Here is a 15,645-nt window from a genome sequence, read left to right as displayed (position 1 = left end):
CGCGGCTGACAGAGGCTTGGCACCCTGTCGCGCCGCTAACCTGCCCAATTCATATAGGCGTTCACCGACCCGTTCCGTTTCAGATCGAGATCGGGTTCGACCAATGCGCCGTTGCGGGCAGCGTCCAAGACCTCCATCAATCGCCTGGCCACGATGTCTTCATCACCCTCATGCAGGTTGCACGGATCCAGTTGGAACCATCCCTGTTCGATCTCGTGATCCCGCGCGACGATCTTCGGCGACCCGGACGCGAGAGCAGCCACGACAGCCGCGGCGGACGCCCCTGTCGCTGCCGCGTCGATATCAACACGCAGCCGGTCGAGCGGATTGCCGGTCGGGTCCGGACTGATGCGCGGGATCACACCTTGCCGGCCCGACAGTGTCTCATACCACAGATCCAGGGCGCGACGTTCCCTCTGGCGGATACCGTCGTGATCGCGTTGCTCCCACGCCTCCAGCGCCGCGATGGTGCCATAGATGCTTTCCTTGCCAATCTTCATTCCGCGCCCGATGCCGAGGTTCTGCATATAGGCCGCTTTCACCAGGTCTCGTTTGCCACAGATCAGGCCAGAGGTCGGACCACCCAGGAACTTGTGGCCGGAATAGATCACGATATCCGCGCCCTGATCCAGAAACCCGGTAAGATCATATTCCGACGCGGCATCGACGATCACCGGAACACCCCTGGCGTGGCAAATCTCGGCAAATGCCCGCAAGGGGATCTGGCCGTAGTCAACAACGTGGTGCGACACCACGTAGAGCGCGGCAGCGGTGCGTGGCCCCAACGCCCCGTCCAACTGATGGTCCAGCGCCTGCGTGGATTGGCCTACGACAACCGGTTTGCCGCCCGTCAGACGGATCGCCTGCTCGATCGAAGCGCCGTAGTGGCACAGATGCCCGGCCTGAACCGCAACCTCGTTGGGTTGGTCGCCTGTATCCGGCAACGCTTCCACCCGCGCGGGGTTCTGGCCGGTGATGCAGGCAGCGACAGACAGGCTGATCCCGGCAGCAGCGGACGCCGTTGCGCAACCGGCCTCTGCCCCGGTCAGCCGCGCGATGACCTTGCTGGCCTCGGCCTGCAAGCTGTGCATGTCGATGAAATGCGGGGCGATTTCCACCATAGCTTCGCGCGCTTGGGGCACGATGATCGACGCGCCCAACCCGGTCATGGTGCCGGAGACGTTGATCACGGGCCGGATGCGGTCATTGGCGATAGGAGCGAGGTGCTGGTTACTCATGGCATTTACCTTGTTGTGTTCGGCCCTCGATACGTCCACAGTAATGGAATATCCTACGCAGGACTGGAGCCACCTTATGACCGACGCGACCCCGATCGATAAGCCCAGATCCCGCAAGACGGGCAAACGGGTCAGCGGTGTGGATCGCGTGCTTCAGATACTGGATTTTCTGTCCGACCGTGGCGAGGCCGCGACGGCCTATGAAATCGCCAAGGCGGTCGGCGCGCCCATCTCGACGGTCTATGTGCTGACCGACGATCTGATCGAACGCAAGATGCTGTCGCGCACCGGCGACAAACGGGTCTGGCTTGGCCCCCGCGTCTTTCGCTATGGGCTGGCCTTCGAAGCTGGCACCGATGTGCTGACCGAAGCCAAGGCCGAAATGAACCGGCTGTGCGAGGAACTGGGCGAAACCGTGCAGGTCTGCATCCGCGATGAAGGCCAGATGGTCGTCGCGGCCATGGCGGAAGGGGAGGGACATTTCCGCGTGACGTCGCATGTCGGCACGCGCGTTCCGATCAACTGGACGGCCTCGGGTCGGTTGCTGGTCGGGCATCTGCCGCCCGAGCGCCGGGTGGAGCTGTTCACGCAACATTCCCGCCCCTCGCCCACCGGCAGCGCCGAAACCGATCCGACCATCTTGTCTGACCGCGCCCGGCAAGATTTCGAGGACCGCTGCGCCATTCAACTGGGCGATTCCGATTTTTCGGTGGCCTGCATCGCCTCGCCGGTCGTGAACGGAGATGGCAGTTGTTCTGCAACGATTTCCATCGTGCTGCCGGAAACGAAGGCGCGCGAGAAGCTGGACCAGTTGACGGATGCCGTGCGCCGGTCGGCCCGCCAGATCGAACAGGCCATTGGTGCTGGCTGAACGACCTGCCGCCATGATCAGGGCCGGATCTGGAAAATGGCCTCGATCTCGACGGTGATATTGTTGGGCAGTGACCCCACGCCGAGCGCCGAGCGTGTATGCACACCCGCATCCCCGAAGACTTCGACCAGAAGGTCCGAGCAGCCGTTGATGACCGTCGGGTGCCGCGTGAAATCGGGGGTCGCATTCACCAGCCCCAGCACCTTCACGACGCGCCGAAACCGCGACCAATCGCCGATTTCCTTCTTCACCGCCGCCAGCAGGTTCAGCCCGACAAGCCGCGCATGATCATAAGCAACCTCGGCCGTGACATCGGTGCCGACCTTGCCACGCAGCAGCGTCCCATCTGCCTGCACCGGCCCCTGCCCCGACACATACAGCATGTCGCCGACGATCAGCGTGTTGGAGAAATTGCCAATCGGATCGGGCGGCGCGGCAGGCAGATCAAGCTGGTCGATCCGCGACAGAAGATCGGTGTGCATCGAAGTCATTCAGATTTCTCCAAGTCTCAGGCAGGCGGCGGATTGGGCTGGGCCGGCGCGTTGCAGCTTAGGCTCCGTAGCGTGGCATCCGTCATTGGCAAAATTGCAGCGCGTGTGGAAAACGCATCCGGGCGGCGGGGCAAGCGGGCTGGGCAACTCGCCTGTCAGCACCACCCGCTCGGCGCGGCGATCCGGATCGGGGATAGGTGCCGCTGACAACAGCGCGCGGGTATAGGGATGCGCGGGCGTGTCATAGACCTTGCGGTTGCCTCCCGCTTCCATCACGCGGCCCAGATACAGCACGATGATCTCGTCGCACAGGTATTCCACCACGGACAGATCATGCGCGATGAACAGGATGGTCAGACCGCGCCGCTCACGCAGTTCCAGCATCAGGTTCAGGATTTGCGCCTGTACCGACACATCGAGCGCCGACACGGATTCGTCCGCCACGATGAATTCGGGATCTACCGCGAGCGCCCGTGCAATCCCGATCCGCTGACGCTGGCCACCCGAAAATTCATGCGGGAAGCGGTTCATATGTTCGGCGGACAGACCGACCTCTTCGAGCAGCGCGGCGACACGGTCACGGCGGTCGCCGGTCGATGATCCAATCTTATGCGCGATCAATGCCTCGCCGATGATGTCCTTGACGCGCATGCGCGGGTTCAGGCTGGAAAACGGATCCTGAAAGATGATCTGCATCCGCTTGCGCATCGCCTTCATCGCGCGTCCGTCCAGCGTCGTCAGTTCGGTCCCGTCGAATTCGGCGCTGCCCGATGTCGGTTCCACCAGCCGCAGCAGGCACCGGCCAAGCGTCGTCTTGCCCGATCCGGATTCCCCGACCAGCCCGACAATGGCTCCTTTCGGCACATCGAAGCTGACATCGCGCACGGCATGGACCTCGCCAGCGCGCGTTGGAAAGACCTTGGACAGGTTGCGGACCTTCAGAAGTGGTTCAGTCATGCGGCAGCCCTCCGTTTCCAGCAGCGGGTCAGGTGGCCTGCCTCCGCTTCGGCCAAAACGGTCGGGTCAGCGCAAGCGGCTTCGGCATAGGGGCAACGCGGCGCGAAGGTGCAGCCCTGCGGCATAGCGTAAAGCGATGGCACCGTGCCCTGGGATCGGCACCAACGGCTTGCGTTCTCCCGTCTCGGAAAAATCCCGGCTGGCCATCGGAATCGAGGCCAGAAGCCCCTCGGTATAGGGATGGCTCGGCTGGGCAAACAGGGTGCGTGCATCGGCCTGTTCAATTGCCTCGCCCGCATACATCACCGCGACCTCATCGGCCATTTCGGCCACAACCCCCATGTCATGCGTGATGAACAGGCAGGACATGCCAAGCTCCGTCTGGAGCCGTCGGAGGATTTCAAGGATCTGCGCCTGAATGGTTACATCTAGTGCGGTTGTGGGTTCATCGGCGATCAGCAGCGACGGCTCGCAGGCCAGCGCGAGCGCGATCATCACGCGTTGGCGCATACCGCCCGACATATGGTGCGGGTAGTCATCCAAACGGCGCGCGGCAGCAGGGATTTCCACCAGTTCCAGCATCTCGCGGGCGCGATCACGCGCGGCACGGCCCTTGCGATCCGTGTGCAGCGCCACCATTTCCGCGATCTGGTCACCAACCGTCATCAGTGGATTGAGTGACGTCATCGGCTCCTGAAAGATCATGGAAATCTCACATCCCCGAATGCGGCGCATGTCCTTGCTGCTGGCCTTCGCCAGGTCCATCACATCTCCGTCGGCAAGGCGGTAGAGGATACGCCCTTCCACGATCTCACCCGGCGCAGCGAGCAGCCCCATGATCGACAGCGATGTGACCGATTTTCCCGATCCGGATTCGCCCACCAGAGCCAGCGTCTGCCCCTTCTTCAGCGTGAAGTTGACGTCTCTCAGCGCCTTGGCAACGCGGGACTTATAGATGAAATGCGTCGACAGGTGATCGACGTGAAGCAGGATATCGTCGGCAAGATCCGTCATGCGACTCTCCGGCTGGCTGGCACGTGATGTGCGTTTTTGAACGCCGCGATAGGCGTAAAGACCTTACCCAGCTTGAGCGTCCCGCCCTGGCTATCGGTGGCGACCTCGTCGCTGTTCTCCAGAGTAAAGGCAGTGAAATCGGCGGGTTGTCCGACGCGCGGGCCTTCCAACCCCATCACCTTGCGCGGGTGGTCGGTGATTGCGGTCACGCAATCCTCGAACGACAGCCCCGTAGCATGAACCTTGGACACCGTCGTCGCCAGATCATGCACAGGCCCATTGATGTTGCGCCCATGCAGATCGGTGGAGATCGAATAGGGCACCATCCCGTCCGCAATGGCTTGCGCGGACACCTCGAAATTGAATGACGCCGCGCCGTGGCCGATATCCATCAGGATACCCTCGCCCGCCTTGCGCTTGGCCATTTCCATCAGCTTGGGTGTATCCCGGATGGATCCACCGCGCTTGCCATTGAAGCAGTGGGTGACGATATCACCGGGTGTCAGTATCTCGAACACCTCGTCGATCAACGGTGGTGCCTCGCCGACATGGACCATCAGGGGCAGCCCGCTGATATCGGCCAGCCGTTTGGCGATCTTGGCCGGTGTGATGCCCCATGATCCGACGATCACGCCGCTGGCGCGCACCTTGATGCCGCAGATCACGTCACGATTGGCCTCGATTACCGCAAGGCTGCGGTCGAAATCGATGGAACGTGTGTCGATCAGTTCCGAAACACGGTTGCAGGCCACCAGCCCGATAGAGCCGATGTTCAGAAATGCCTTCACCGTTTCGCGCTGCGCCTCGATCACGTATTCGCGCAGGCCGTGAAAGCTCGCTTCACCCGCGGACCCCGCATCCGCCATGGCGGTGACGCCATGCTTCAGCCCGGCCTCGTCCGCGCGGATCGAGATATCGGTGCCGCCATGCCAGACATGCACATGCAGATCGGCCCAGCCAGGCGACAGGTAGGCGCCTTGCAGGTCAACGGTTTCCGCGCCCTCGACAGGCCCACCCGTGATCACACCCGCATCATCTATCCAGATGTCGCCGGACAGATCGCCGGTCAGGTTGATGGCCCTGAAATTGGTCAGATGTCGTGCGGCCATTGCTCAGAGCTCCTTTGAAATTCGCGGGTCCAGCGCATCGCGCAACCCGTCTCCGGCGATTTGCAGCGACAGCACGCACAGCGTGATCGCGATGCCGGGAAACAGGATCATCCAGTCGGCGGTGCCGATATACTGGCGACCCGCATTGATCATCGTGCCCCATGTCGGTGTGCTCGGGTCCACACCCACCCCCAGAAAGCTCAGCCCTGCTTCGGCCAGCATCGCATAGGCAAAGATGAAGGTGGCCTGAACGATGATGGGCGAGATCATGTTGCGCAGGATATGCCGGGTCAGGATACGCCATGTGGACACACCAAGCGCGCGGGCGGCTTCGACATAGGGCAATTCGCGGATAACCAGTGTCGAGGCCCGCACGATTCGCGCGATCCGCGGCGTGTAGACGATGGCCAGCGCAAGGATCACGTTGAACAGCGACGATCCCAGTGCCGCAACCAGCGAAATCGCCAGCAGGATATCGGGAAAGGCCATCATCGCGTCGATCAGGCGGCTGACCGGGGTATCAAGCTTGCGGAAGAACCCGCCCAGAAGCCCCAGGATGATGCCGAAGAACGACGCCAACACGGCGACGCCCAATCCAACCGACAGTGACACGCGACCGGAGAAGACCAATCGGCTGAAGACATCGCGACCGAACTCGTCCGTGCCAAGCCACCACTCGGCCCCCGGTGCCGTCAGGCGGTCGCGCACCGACAGCCCGGCGGGGTCATGCGGTGCCACCAGCGGGGCGAAGACGGCCGCGAAGCCAACGATTGCAAGGACCAGAAGCCCCATAGCCACGGAGCGGCGCTGGATCAGAAGACGCCAGAGGTTCGGATTGCTCGCTGCTATATCTGCCATATGCCCTGCCCCTTCAGTATTTCACGCGCGGATCGATCACGAGGTAGAGCATGTCGATCAGGAAATTGATCAGCACATACAGCCCCGCCACCACGATCAGCGCGCCCTGGATCGTCGGATAGTCGCGGCGCAGAACCGCACCCACGACCAGCGATCCGATTCCCGGCAGGTTGAACACCCGCTCGGTCACAACCGCGCCGGAAATCAGCAACGCGAAGGTCAGGCCGATGACCGTTACAATCGGGATCAGCGCGTTCTTCAGCCCGTGCTTGATGACGACTTGCCATTCGCTCATGCCTTTCGACCGGGCGGTGCGGATGAAATCATCGGACAGGATGTCGAGCATGGAGGCGCGGGTGAAGCGGATGATCAGCGCGGAGTTGACGATCCCCAGCACGATGGAGGGCAGGATCAGGTAGCGCATCCGCTCGATGAAACTCGTGTCCGGGCCACCATATCCTGACACCGGAAACCAGCCCAGCCTGGTGCCCAGCTGCTGCTGAAATATCAGACCCAGCCAGAAGGATGGCACGGATGCCGCCAGCATCGCCGTCGAAATCGTGCCCTGATCGAACAGCGTCCCGCGCGTATAGGCCGATGCAATCCCGATGGGCAGCGCAATACTTACCGCGATCAGGATGGAAAACAGCGACAGGAAGATCGTGGGTTCCGCGCGTTGCAACAGAAGGCTTCCCACTGGTTGGTTGAAGAAGATCGACTGCCCCAAATCGCCGCGCACCACATCGACCAGGAACTGCGCGTATTGGACAGGGATAGACCGGTCCAGCCCCAACCGCGCCCGCAAATCGGCAACGTCCTGCGGGGTGGCTTCGGGGCCCAGCATCAATGCGGCCGGATCACCGGGGGCCAGCCGGACAACGATGAACACCGTGGTGAGCACGAGAAACATCACCACCAGCATTCCGGCAAAGCGTTGCAGAACGTAGCTTGTCATATCTTGGGTCCGTCGTCTGATCGGGCGGGCCGCATCCGGCCCACCCGACGGGAGGAAAGGTTACTCGCTCAGCGAGGCGTTCCAGAAATACGGCCAGGGCGTTTCGGTTACACCGTCCAGAGCGGTCGATTTCGCCAGCAGGGTGTTGAACCCGCCAACCTTGTAGAATGGTGCCTGTTCATAAACGAGCTTTTGCAGTTCAGCGAACAGCTCCAGCCGCTTTTCTGGATCGGTTTCCGACGTGAATTCCTTCAGAACCGCATCCTTTTCCTCATTCGCCCAGCCAAGGCGCGAGGTCGGGCTGTACATGCTGGTCAGCGCGGGCTCCGGCAGGAAGGGCGAATGGGTGATGTAGATATCCCATGCCGCCGGGTTGTCGCGTTGCTGGGTCAGCGTGGCCCAGTCCACGACATCCAGTTCAACCGTGAACCCACCGGCTTCCAGATAGACCTTCGCAACTTCGGCCATCTTGTAGTGGAATTCATACTGGTGCGAGGTCAGGATGCGCAGCGGCGATCCGTCATAACCCGCCTTTGACAGCAATTCCTGCGATTTTGCCGCATCGGCCTGGTTGTAAAGCTCCGCCCCTTCTTCATTGTGCCACTGGAAGCTTTCAGGGAACAGCGCGGCGTCTGTCACGAAGAATTTCTCGTCCCCGAACGCGGCATACAGCATGTCTTCCGGCGCCAATGCGGCCTGAACGGCAGAGCGCACATTCTGATCCGCCATCAGCCCTTCTTTCAGGTTGAAGGCGAAGATCGGCCAACCGAAAGGTGCAAGCAGCATCGGCTCTACGCCATCCGTGCTTTCGATCCGGTCATAGGCTTCGGTGGGCAGGCCATCGGCAAACTGGAACTGGCCCGACAGGACGCCTTCGACACGTGTAGCTGCGTCAGGCACGGGCACGAAACGGATCTCGTCAAGGATCTGTTCACGCTTTCCCGACCCGCCGCTGGATGGTTCTTCGCGGGAAACGTAGTCGTCAAAGCGCGTGACCTGGATGTATTGGTCCGGGAGGTGTTCTTCCAGTTTGTACGGCCCGGTGCCGACGATGGCGGACAATTCCTCGCCCAGCACTTCTTCGGGCACGATCATCGCGGCCGCGTTGGAAAAAGCCAGCAGTGACAGCAGCGGAGAGTAGCTTTCGGTCAGCGTGATGACGACCGTGTTCGCCCCGTCCGTCTCGATGCCGGCAACCTGTTCAGCGACGCCCTTGCCGCGCGTGGATACCTTCAGCCAGCGCTGAAGCGACGCGACCACATCGGCGGAATCCATCGTGGACCCATCATGGAACGTGATGCCTTCGCGCAGCGGGATGCGGTAAGTCAGTCCGTCCTCGGAAATCTCCGGCATGTCCTGTGCCAGAAGCGGAACGACCGCCCAGTTTTCGTCGAAAGTATAGAGCGTCTCGAAGAAGTGCTGAGTCACGATGCTGACGACATCCGCCGTGGACATCATCGGGTCTAGCGTCGGGGGCTCGCCAATGATCGCAACATCAATGACGCCCTCGGCGAAGACCGGCGAGGTCAGCATCGTAGCGCCCATCAGCGTTCCGGTGAGAAGCGAGAATTTCCTGAATCTGAAAGTCGAAGTCATGTCGTCCACCTCCATGCGGATATTATTTTATTATGGAATAGCTTCCATATATATGGATACTGGATGGAATCGAGGCCCGCTGTCAATAACCTCGTGTCAATTCTGTGACGGCGTCGGTTGGGCCAGCTTTCGCCGCCTGCCGCATCTGTGACCTTGTGTGGCGGAATGCGCGGACTAATGTGGCAGCATGAAATGGTTTTCTGTCCTTCTTCTGATTGGACTCGCGGCGTGCGGGCGCGAGCTCAGCATCTCCGAGACACGCTTTTTGTCGACCGTCCATGGCGACACCATCGCCACCCGCCCGATCCGCATCCATGACGGCGCGCTGATCGGTGCCTTCCCGATAACCCGTCCGGCACGTCCATGGGTGACTTGCCGCGAACGCATCTTTCCACAGGAAACCCAAGACGAGATCGAAACCTCGATCTTCGGCGTCGTGTTGGGCAATCACATGTTCGTGGCGCAAAAGTTCTTCAGCGAAGATTTTCTGGCGGGCTATCCCGATGCGCTGCCGCTCGCACAAGCGATGATCGTCGCACATGAAATGACCCATGTTTGGCAATGGCAGAACCGCGCCACGACCGGCTACGCCCCTTGGAAAGCGGCCACCGAACATGCTGTTACGGATGACCCCTACCTGTTCGATGTCGAAGACCGCGATCTGCTGGACTATCCCTATGAACAACAGGCGTCGCTGATCGAGGAGTTCGTCTGCTGCCGGGCGCTCGATCCCGAGGGCGCACGCACCGACCGGCTGCATTCGATGTTGTCACGACACTTTCCGAACCTGCCCCGGCGCAGCGAGGCTGGCCGGATCATTGTCCCCTGGAACGGGGTGGAACCGAAAGGTATCTGTTCCTGAACCTGCCTGTCGGAACCGCGAGCCGGGTGAGCCGTTGGGACTGCATGTGAGGTCGGTGCCGCGGCCATATGACATCGTGCCCGCCCTTGCCCCAACCGGAAGGAGGTTCCCATGAAACACCTGACATTGACAGTCGCAACAATCGTTGGCCTGGGTGGCGCGGCCATCGCCAGCGCCGCAACCGCGGACACTGCACAAGCCGCCTTGCAGGATCGCGACGGCAACGCGGTCGGCACCGTCACCGTCAGCGACACGGAATCCGGGCGCGCGCTCATATCCGTGGATATAGACGGCGTCCCCGCTGGCCCGCATGGTATTCACATCCATGAAACCGGCGATTGTTCCGCCGATGATTTCAGCTCCGCCGGCGGTCATATGTCGGGCGATGCCGGCCATGGTGTCCATGACGCCAGCGGGCCGCATCCGGGTGATCTGCCCAACCTGAACGTGCCCGAAAGCGGAACGGCGATGGTCGAGCATTTCTCGCCCGATCTGACGGTGGCGGACATGATGGACGATAATGGATCGGCTTTCATCGTCCATTCCGGTCCCGACGATTACACCAGCCAACCTTCGGGCGCCGCCGGCGATCGTATCGCCTGCGGGGTGTTCGAAGCCGGATAAATCCGTCTTTCGGACGCTAGCCGGTCAGGGCCAGCCCGTCCGCACGCCGGAACACATGCAGGGCATTGTCATCAAAGGTCAGGGGCATCCGGTCACCCACCTTCAGATCCGGGCGCCCCTGAACGGCAATCATCAGTTCAGGATCGGTGTCGCTGACCAGATAGGTGGTGCTGCCTGTCACCTCGATCACGCCGAGCGGCACGGTCAGCTTGGCCTTGCTCTGCGACGCGAGTTTCAGGTATTCGGGCCTCAGACCCAGCACGATGTCCTCATTGGGCTGCACGCGCAATGGCAGTTGGATCACTGGTCCACCCGGCAACGCAGCCTTGGCAGAGAGACCGTCTTCGCGAACGGTCGCGTCAACGAAGTTCATTGCCGGGGACCCGATGAAGCCGGCAACAAACAGATTGGCGGGGCGGTCATACAGATCCAGCGGTGCGCCCTGTTGCTCGACCACGCCGTCGCGCAGCACGACCACGTGATCGGCCATGGTCATCGCTTCGATCTGGTCATGGGTGACATAAACGGAGGTCGCGCCCAAACGGTTGTGCAGCTTGCGGATCTCGGCCCGCATATGCACCCGCAGCGCGGCGTCGAGATTGGAGAGCGGTTCGTCGAACAGGAAGGCTTTCGGATCGCGGATGATCGCCCGCCCCATCGCAACACGCTGCCGTTGACCACCCGAAAGCTGGCGCGGATATCGGTCCAGAAGCTGGTCGAGCCCGGTGATCTTTGCCACGTCCTCGGCCGCCTTGTTGGCGGTCGCAGTGTCGGCACCTTGCAGGCGCAGTGAATAGGTCAGGTTCTTGCGCACCGTCATATGCGGGTAAAGCGCGTAGGACTGGAACACCATCGCCAGATCACGCTTTCGCGGCGGAACATTGTTCACCACATCGCCCGCGATGCGCATCTCGCCGCCCGAAATGGATTCAAGCCCGGCAATGGATCGCAACAACGTGGACTTACCGCAGCCAGACGGGCCGACCAGGGCCACGAACTGCCCCTTTGGAATGGACAGGTCGATGCCCTTGAGCGCGTGGAACGCTCCGTAATGCTTGTCGACCCGAATGAGTTCGATCTGAGGAGTCGCGGTCATTTCAGGGCTCCCGAAGTCAGTCCGCTGACGATGCGACGTTGCAGCAGGACGAAGATGATAAGAATGGGTGTCACATAGATGGCGGAATAGGTCATCACGCCCGACCAGTCGGAGCTGTTCGGCCCCATGAAGGATTGAAGCCCCACGGTCGCGGGTTGCAGCGATCTTTCCGCGATCAGCGAGCGGGAATAGACGTATTCGCCAAACGATTGCAGGAATACCAGGACCGAGGTCACCAATATGCCGTTGCGTGCAAGCGGGACGATGATCGTCAGGAACGCACCCACACGGCTGTTGCCATCGACAAGGGCGGCTTCCTCCAACTCGTTCGGCACCTGTACGAATGTCGCGCGGCACAGCACGATATAAAGCGGCAGCACCTTCGCCGCTTGCGCCAGAACAACGGCCAAGCGCGGATATTCCAGCAGCCCCATCTGGTTGAAGGACACGAAAATCGGCGTGATCATCAGCGAGGACGGCAGAACCTGCATCATCAACACCGTGAACAGAACGACGTCCATCCACCGATTGCGCACCCGTGCCAGCACATAGGCGCAGCCTGTGCCGACGACCATGACGATGACGGTCACGCCCAACGCGATAACCAGCGAATTCCAGATGTAGCTGTCCATCTGCAACCGGTGCCAGACGTCCACCGCTGTGAACATGGGGTCGCGCGGCCAGAAGGTCGGCGGGAACGCGAAGATCTCCGTCCCGCCTTTCAGCGCCGTGATATACATCCAGTAGAGCGGGAACAGGTAGATGCCGACCAGCACCAGCCCGATCGCGAGAAGTATGTATCGCTTCATGGCCATTCCCTCACATCGCGTGTTCATGTCGCGTCGAGCGGACATAGATCGCCGCCACGAAAATCACGAAGACGATCATCAGGACCGACACGACGCTGCCCAGCCCGATTTCATAGGTCTGGAAGCTCAGCTGCCATGACCAGTATTGAAACACATTGGACGCGTTGGACGGCCCGCCCTGGGTCAGCGCCGCGAACAGGTCGAACTGCTGCAGCGTGAAGATGATCCCCAGTGAAATCACCGCCCCGAGTTGTGCGCGCATCAGTGGCAGGGTGATGGTGAAGAACCGTCGTATGGCGTTCGCGCCATCCATTTCCGCAGCCTCGTAGACATCCTTGGGAATGCCCGCCAACCCGACCGACAGAAGCAGCATGTTGAACGGCACCCCCAGCCAGATGTTCGCGATGATGACCGCGTAGAGCGACATATCAGGATCGGACAGCCAGAAGATGTGCTCCTCTATCACACCGAGCGATGACAGGACGTAGTTCAGCACGCCGAAATCCCCCGCCAGGATCCAGCTCCAGACCGCGCCTACGACCAGCGCCGGCATGATCCAGCCCGCAAGGAACAGCCCGCGCAGAAAAGATGCTCCGGGAAAGTCCTGGTTGAAGAACATGGCCAGCCCGAACCCGATGGACAGTTGAAAGACGATGGACAAGACCACGAATTTCACCGTGTTCCAGAAGATCAGGTTTGCTTCCGGTGTGCTCAGCACCTCGCGGTAATTGTCCAGGCCGACAAATGGGCGATCGAAAGAGGCGAGCGAGAACAGATCGACGCTCTGGGTGGACATGACGATGTTGTAGATCAGCGGGAAGGCGGAAAAGACCAGCAGATAGCCCAAGGCCATGAAGACCAGAACCGTGTCAAATCCCCGCCCGTCACGCAGGCTTCCGAATATACGTGTCATGGATGGCTCCGAAGGGTGCCCGGCGGATCAGATCCGCCGGGCCGGGAGGATCACTTGCCCAGAACGCGGTCGATCTGGGATTGAGCGGTGGCCAGCGCGTCCTCGGGCGACGCCTGCCCGGTCAGGCTGTACTGGATCGCCGTCTGGATCGCCTTGGAGATCTTGGGCCATTCAGGATGCGGACCGCGATTGCGCGCGTATTTCATGCTTTCCTCGAACACGGCGTAGATCTCGGGATAGGCCGGATCGACGACCTCCACATCAGACGCGGGCAGATAGCCGAATTCGTTCCACACGCGATCCATGTTGGCATAGAGAAATTCGATGAACTTGAAGGCTTCGTCCGGGTTGTCCGAGTTCGCAAGGATCACATTGTCCCCTTCACCCAGGGCGGAGGCACGTTCGGCTCCTTCTTCCGGGATCGGCAACAGCGCGGCACGGAAGTCGAAATCGGCCTCCTGGCTCATGCGTGGCAGTTCCCAGGGGCCGGATATCGACATGGCCGCGCTACCCGCATTGAAGGTGCCGGTGGAATCCCACTGACCGCGGATCAACGTGTCGGGCGAAGCAAGCTTCTCGTCGATCAGCATCTTCCACAGCGTCAGCGCCTCGGCTCCGCCTTCCGTGTCTACATTGTCGTAATCGCCACCTGTCATTTGCAACCATGGCAGAAACTGGAAAGTGCCTTCCTCGGTCCCCACGGCGGAAAACGCGATGCCATAGACGTTGTCTTCGGGCTTGGTCAGAACCTTCGCAGCCTCGTATAGCTCGTCCCATGTCTGTGGCGGGTCGTCGGGGTCGAGCCCTGCATCGCGATACATATCGGCGTTGTAATACAGCGCGATCGTGTTGGCCCCGCGCGGGATGCCATAGATGCCGCCGTCATAACTGACCGATGACAGCGGGCCGGGGAAGATGTCGGCCTCGTTCACGACATCCGATGCTTCGATGTAAGGCTTGAGATCCAGCAACAGCCCACGCGACGCGAACAGGGCGACCTCCGGATTGTCGATATAGGTGATGTCCGGCGCGTCATTCGCGGCGATCCCACGCGCCAGATCGTTGACCATGTCCTCGAACTGGACAGTGCGGACATTGATCTTGACGTCCGGATTGGCCTCCATGAATTCGTCGGCCATCACGTAGTGATATTCACCCGGATCATCGATGGTCCACAGGTCGAGCGTCACGTCCTGCGCAACCGCGCCAAACGGGAACGCCGCGCATCCCAGTGCCGTTGCTGATGCCAAAGTCTTGCTGAAGGTCATTTTTCTCCTCCCAGAGATGTCATGAATGAACGGGCCTTGAGCCTTCTGTTATTGGATCGACGGATCGCCCCCGCCATAGGCTGTCGTCTCGTCGACGAAATCGCCTCCACGGCAGGATTTCAGATGGTTGAGCGCGTGAACCTGTCCGGTCATCTCCAGCGCATCGCGATAGACGGGGTCATGCCAGCCTTCGATGTCGATGCTGCCTGTGTAGCCCGCGAGCCTCAGTTCGCTGATGATGTCGGTCCAATTACTGTCCCCGAAGCCCGGCGTGCGCATGAAAACGAAGGGGTGCTTCCCGAAGATGCCATGTTCGCGGATCACATCGTGGCGGACAGTCGCGTCCTTGCCATGCACATGGAAAATCTTGTCCGCCCATTTTCGAATCTGCGGCATCGGATCGATGAGATAGACAAGCTGGTGGCACGGTTCCCATTCCAGCCCGATATTGTCGTCCGGCGTTTCGTTGAAGATCAGCTCCCACGCATCGGGGTTATGCGCGATGTTCCAGTCGCCCGTCTGCCAGTTGCCATCCATCGCGCAGTTCTCGAACGCGATCTTCACACCCTTGTCGGCGGCACGCCTGGCAAGTTCGCTCCAGACCTCCTTGTAACGTGGCAAGCTGTCTTCAAGCGGCCGGCCCCGGATGCGGCCGGTAAAGCCCGCCACCGTGTCCGCGCCGAAGTGATGCGCATTGTCGATGCAATCAATCCAGCCCTGCATCGTATCCCGGTCCAGCGGTTCATCTTCCAACGGATTGCCGAACATCCCCAGCGTGGAGATCGTGATATCCCGATCCCCGATCGCATCACGGCAGCGCTTGCCCAGTTCCGCCAGGTCCTGACCATTCGTGGTCTGCCAGAAAAACGGCTCGAAACTTTCGAAGCCCAGATCCGCGATCTGCCCGATGCGCTCGGCGGCTTCACCGTTCGACGCGCTGATCATTGTTCCGATACGGATTGCTTTTGCGGGATCGCTCACGAT

General features: G+C 60.9%; 15 protein-coding genes and 1 pseudogene. 3 read left to right on the top strand and 13 right to left on the bottom strand.

The window, feature by feature from the left end; translation table 11 throughout:
- Positions 1–35 precede the first annotated feature (35 nt).
- On the bottom strand, positions 36–1,238 hold the full coding sequence (locus FPZ52_RS13740) for an aminotransferase class V-fold PLP-dependent enzyme (protein ID WP_146366188.1): 1,203 nt from the start codon (positions 1,236–1,238) through the stop codon (positions 36–38).
- 76 nt (positions 1,239–1,314) lie between these two features.
- Here FPZ52_RS13740 and FPZ52_RS13735 point away from each other — a divergent pair, with 76 nt between their 5' ends.
- Positions 1,315–2,109: an IclR family transcriptional regulator gene (locus FPZ52_RS13735; RefSeq protein WP_146366187.1), complete on the top strand. Its 795-nt coding sequence runs from the start codon at positions 1,315–1,317 to the stop codon at positions 2,107–2,109.
- A gap of 17 nt (positions 2,110–2,126) precedes the next feature.
- Here the strand turns inward: FPZ52_RS13735 and FPZ52_RS13730 are convergent, their stop codons facing one another.
- From FPZ52_RS13730 to FPZ52_RS13700, 7 genes and pseudogenes are all read right to left on the bottom strand, one after another.
- Complete coding sequence (locus FPZ52_RS13730; RefSeq protein ID WP_146366186.1) at positions 2,127–2,600, bottom strand: RidA family protein; 474 nt, start codon at positions 2,598–2,600, stop codon at positions 2,127–2,129.
- Entirely contained in the window at positions 2,601–3,557 is a 957-nt protein-coding gene (locus FPZ52_RS13725; RefSeq protein ID WP_146366185.1) for an ABC transporter ATP-binding protein, read from the bottom strand. It lies immediately after the preceding gene.
- Positions 3,554–4,571 (bottom strand): annotated as a pseudogene (locus tag FPZ52_RS13720) (ABC transporter ATP-binding protein). Before FPZ52_RS13720 ends, FPZ52_RS13725 begins: the two are co-directional and overlap by 4 nt.
- Positions 4,568–5,680 (bottom strand): amidohydrolase family protein, encoded by a 1,113-nt coding sequence (locus tag FPZ52_RS13715; RefSeq protein ID WP_205758639.1) that lies wholly within the window; start codon positions 5,678–5,680, stop codon positions 4,568–4,570. Before FPZ52_RS13715 ends, FPZ52_RS13720 begins: the two are co-directional and overlap by 4 nt.
- Before the next feature lie 3 nt (positions 5,681–5,683).
- On the bottom strand, positions 5,684–6,538 hold the full coding sequence (locus tag FPZ52_RS13710; protein WP_146366184.1) for an ABC transporter permease: 855 nt from the start codon (positions 6,536–6,538) through the stop codon (positions 5,684–5,686).
- 13 nt (positions 6,539–6,551) lie between these two features.
- Positions 6,552–7,493, bottom strand: coding sequence for an ABC transporter permease (locus FPZ52_RS13705; protein ID WP_146366183.1), 942 nt, complete (start codon positions 7,491–7,493; stop codon positions 6,552–6,554).
- A gap of 60 nt (positions 7,494–7,553) precedes the next feature.
- On the bottom strand, positions 7,554–9,089 hold the full coding sequence (locus FPZ52_RS13700) for an ABC transporter substrate-binding protein (RefSeq protein WP_420851725.1): 1,536 nt from the start codon (positions 9,087–9,089) through the stop codon (positions 7,554–7,556).
- 187 nt (positions 9,090–9,276) lie between these two features.
- Between FPZ52_RS13700 and FPZ52_RS13695 the strand changes: the two genes are divergently transcribed.
- Positions 9,277–9,951: a hypothetical protein gene (locus tag FPZ52_RS13695; protein ID WP_146366182.1), complete on the top strand. Its 675-nt coding sequence runs from the start codon at positions 9,277–9,279 to the stop codon at positions 9,949–9,951.
- Positions 9,952–10,062: 111 nt separating this feature from the next.
- Positions 10,063–10,575, top strand: coding sequence for a superoxide dismutase family protein (locus FPZ52_RS13690; protein ID WP_146366181.1), 513 nt, complete (start codon positions 10,063–10,065; stop codon positions 10,573–10,575).
- A gap of 16 nt (positions 10,576–10,591) precedes the next feature.
- Here the strand turns inward: FPZ52_RS13690 and FPZ52_RS13685 are convergent, their stop codons facing one another.
- Genes FPZ52_RS13685 through FPZ52_RS13665 form a run of 5 tightly spaced genes read right to left on the bottom strand, consistent with a single transcriptional unit; the run spans position 10,592 to position 15,642 of the window.
- On the bottom strand, positions 10,592–11,671 hold the full coding sequence (locus tag FPZ52_RS13685) for an ABC transporter ATP-binding protein (protein WP_146366180.1): 1,080 nt from the start codon (positions 11,669–11,671) through the stop codon (positions 10,592–10,594).
- Positions 11,668–12,480, bottom strand: coding sequence for a carbohydrate ABC transporter permease (locus tag FPZ52_RS13680; protein WP_146366179.1), 813 nt, complete (start codon positions 12,478–12,480; stop codon positions 11,668–11,670). The genes FPZ52_RS13685 and FPZ52_RS13680 overlap by 4 nt, the downstream gene beginning before the upstream one ends.
- 10 nt (positions 12,481–12,490) lie before the next feature.
- Positions 12,491–13,393, bottom strand: a complete 903-nt coding sequence (locus FPZ52_RS13675; protein ID WP_146366178.1) for a carbohydrate ABC transporter permease — start codon at positions 13,391–13,393, stop codon at positions 12,491–12,493.
- Between the two features lie 50 nt (positions 13,394–13,443).
- Positions 13,444–14,661 (bottom strand): ABC transporter substrate-binding protein, encoded by a 1,218-nt coding sequence (locus tag FPZ52_RS13670; protein ID WP_146366177.1) that lies wholly within the window; start codon positions 14,659–14,661, stop codon positions 13,444–13,446.
- A gap of 48 nt (positions 14,662–14,709) precedes the next feature.
- Positions 14,710–15,642 carry a sugar phosphate isomerase/epimerase family protein gene (locus tag FPZ52_RS13665; protein WP_146366176.1) on the bottom strand — a complete coding sequence of 311 codons (933 nt, stop codon included), beginning with the start codon at positions 15,640–15,642 and terminating at the stop codon, positions 14,710–14,712.
- Positions 15,643–15,645: the final 3 nt, after the last annotated feature.

It is taken from the genome of Qingshengfaniella alkalisoli (assembly GCF_007855645.1).
GTDB classification, from domain to species: Bacteria; Pseudomonadota; Alphaproteobacteria; order Rhodobacterales; family Rhodobacteraceae; genus Qingshengfaniella; species Qingshengfaniella alkalisoli.
This window is presented reverse-complemented; position numbering and strand designations above follow the sequence as displayed.

Excerpts from the sequence above, each read along its gene's own strand:
- FPZ52_RS13740 (WP_146366188.1), bottom strand. The coding sequence starts at position 1,238 with ATGAGTAACCAGCACCTCGCTCCTATCGCCAATGACCGCATCCGGCCC.
- FPZ52_RS13735 (WP_146366187.1), top strand. The coding sequence starts at position 1,315 with ATGACCGACGCGACCCCGATCGATAAGCCCAGATCCCGCAAGACGGGC.
- FPZ52_RS13730 (WP_146366186.1), bottom strand. The coding sequence starts at position 2,600 with ATGACTTCGATGCACACCGATCTTCTGTCGCGGATCGACCAGCTTGAT.
- FPZ52_RS13725 (WP_146366185.1), bottom strand. The coding sequence starts at position 3,557 with ATGACTGAACCACTTCTGAAGGTCCGCAACCTGTCCAAGGTCTTTCCA.
- FPZ52_RS13715 (WP_205758639.1), bottom strand. The coding sequence starts at position 5,680 with ATGGCCGCACGACATCTGACCAATTTCAGGGCCATCAACCTGACCGGC.
- FPZ52_RS13710 (WP_146366184.1), bottom strand. The coding sequence starts at position 6,538 with ATGGCAGATATAGCAGCGAGCAATCCGAACCTCTGGCGTCTTCTGATC.
- FPZ52_RS13705 (WP_146366183.1), bottom strand. The coding sequence starts at position 7,493 with ATGACAAGCTACGTTCTGCAACGCTTTGCCGGAATGCTGGTGGTGATG.
- FPZ52_RS13700 (WP_420851725.1), bottom strand. The coding sequence starts at position 9,089 with ATGACTTCGACTTTCAGATTCAGGAAATTCTCGCTTCTCACCGGAACG.
- FPZ52_RS13695 (WP_146366182.1), top strand. The coding sequence starts at position 9,277 with ATGAAATGGTTTTCTGTCCTTCTTCTGATTGGACTCGCGGCGTGCGGG.
- FPZ52_RS13690 (WP_146366181.1), top strand. The coding sequence starts at position 10,063 with ATGAAACACCTGACATTGACAGTCGCAACAATCGTTGGCCTGGGTGGC.
- FPZ52_RS13685 (WP_146366180.1), bottom strand. The coding sequence starts at position 11,671 with ATGACCGCGACTCCTCAGATCGAACTCATTCGGGTCGACAAGCATTAC.
- FPZ52_RS13680 (WP_146366179.1), bottom strand. The coding sequence starts at position 12,480 with ATGAAGCGATACATACTTCTCGCGATCGGGCTGGTGCTGGTCGGCATC.
- FPZ52_RS13675 (WP_146366178.1), bottom strand. The coding sequence starts at position 13,393 with ATGACACGTATATTCGGAAGCCTGCGTGACGGGCGGGGATTTGACACG.
- FPZ52_RS13670 (WP_146366177.1), bottom strand. The coding sequence starts at position 14,661 with ATGACCTTCAGCAAGACTTTGGCATCAGCAACGGCACTGGGATGCGCG.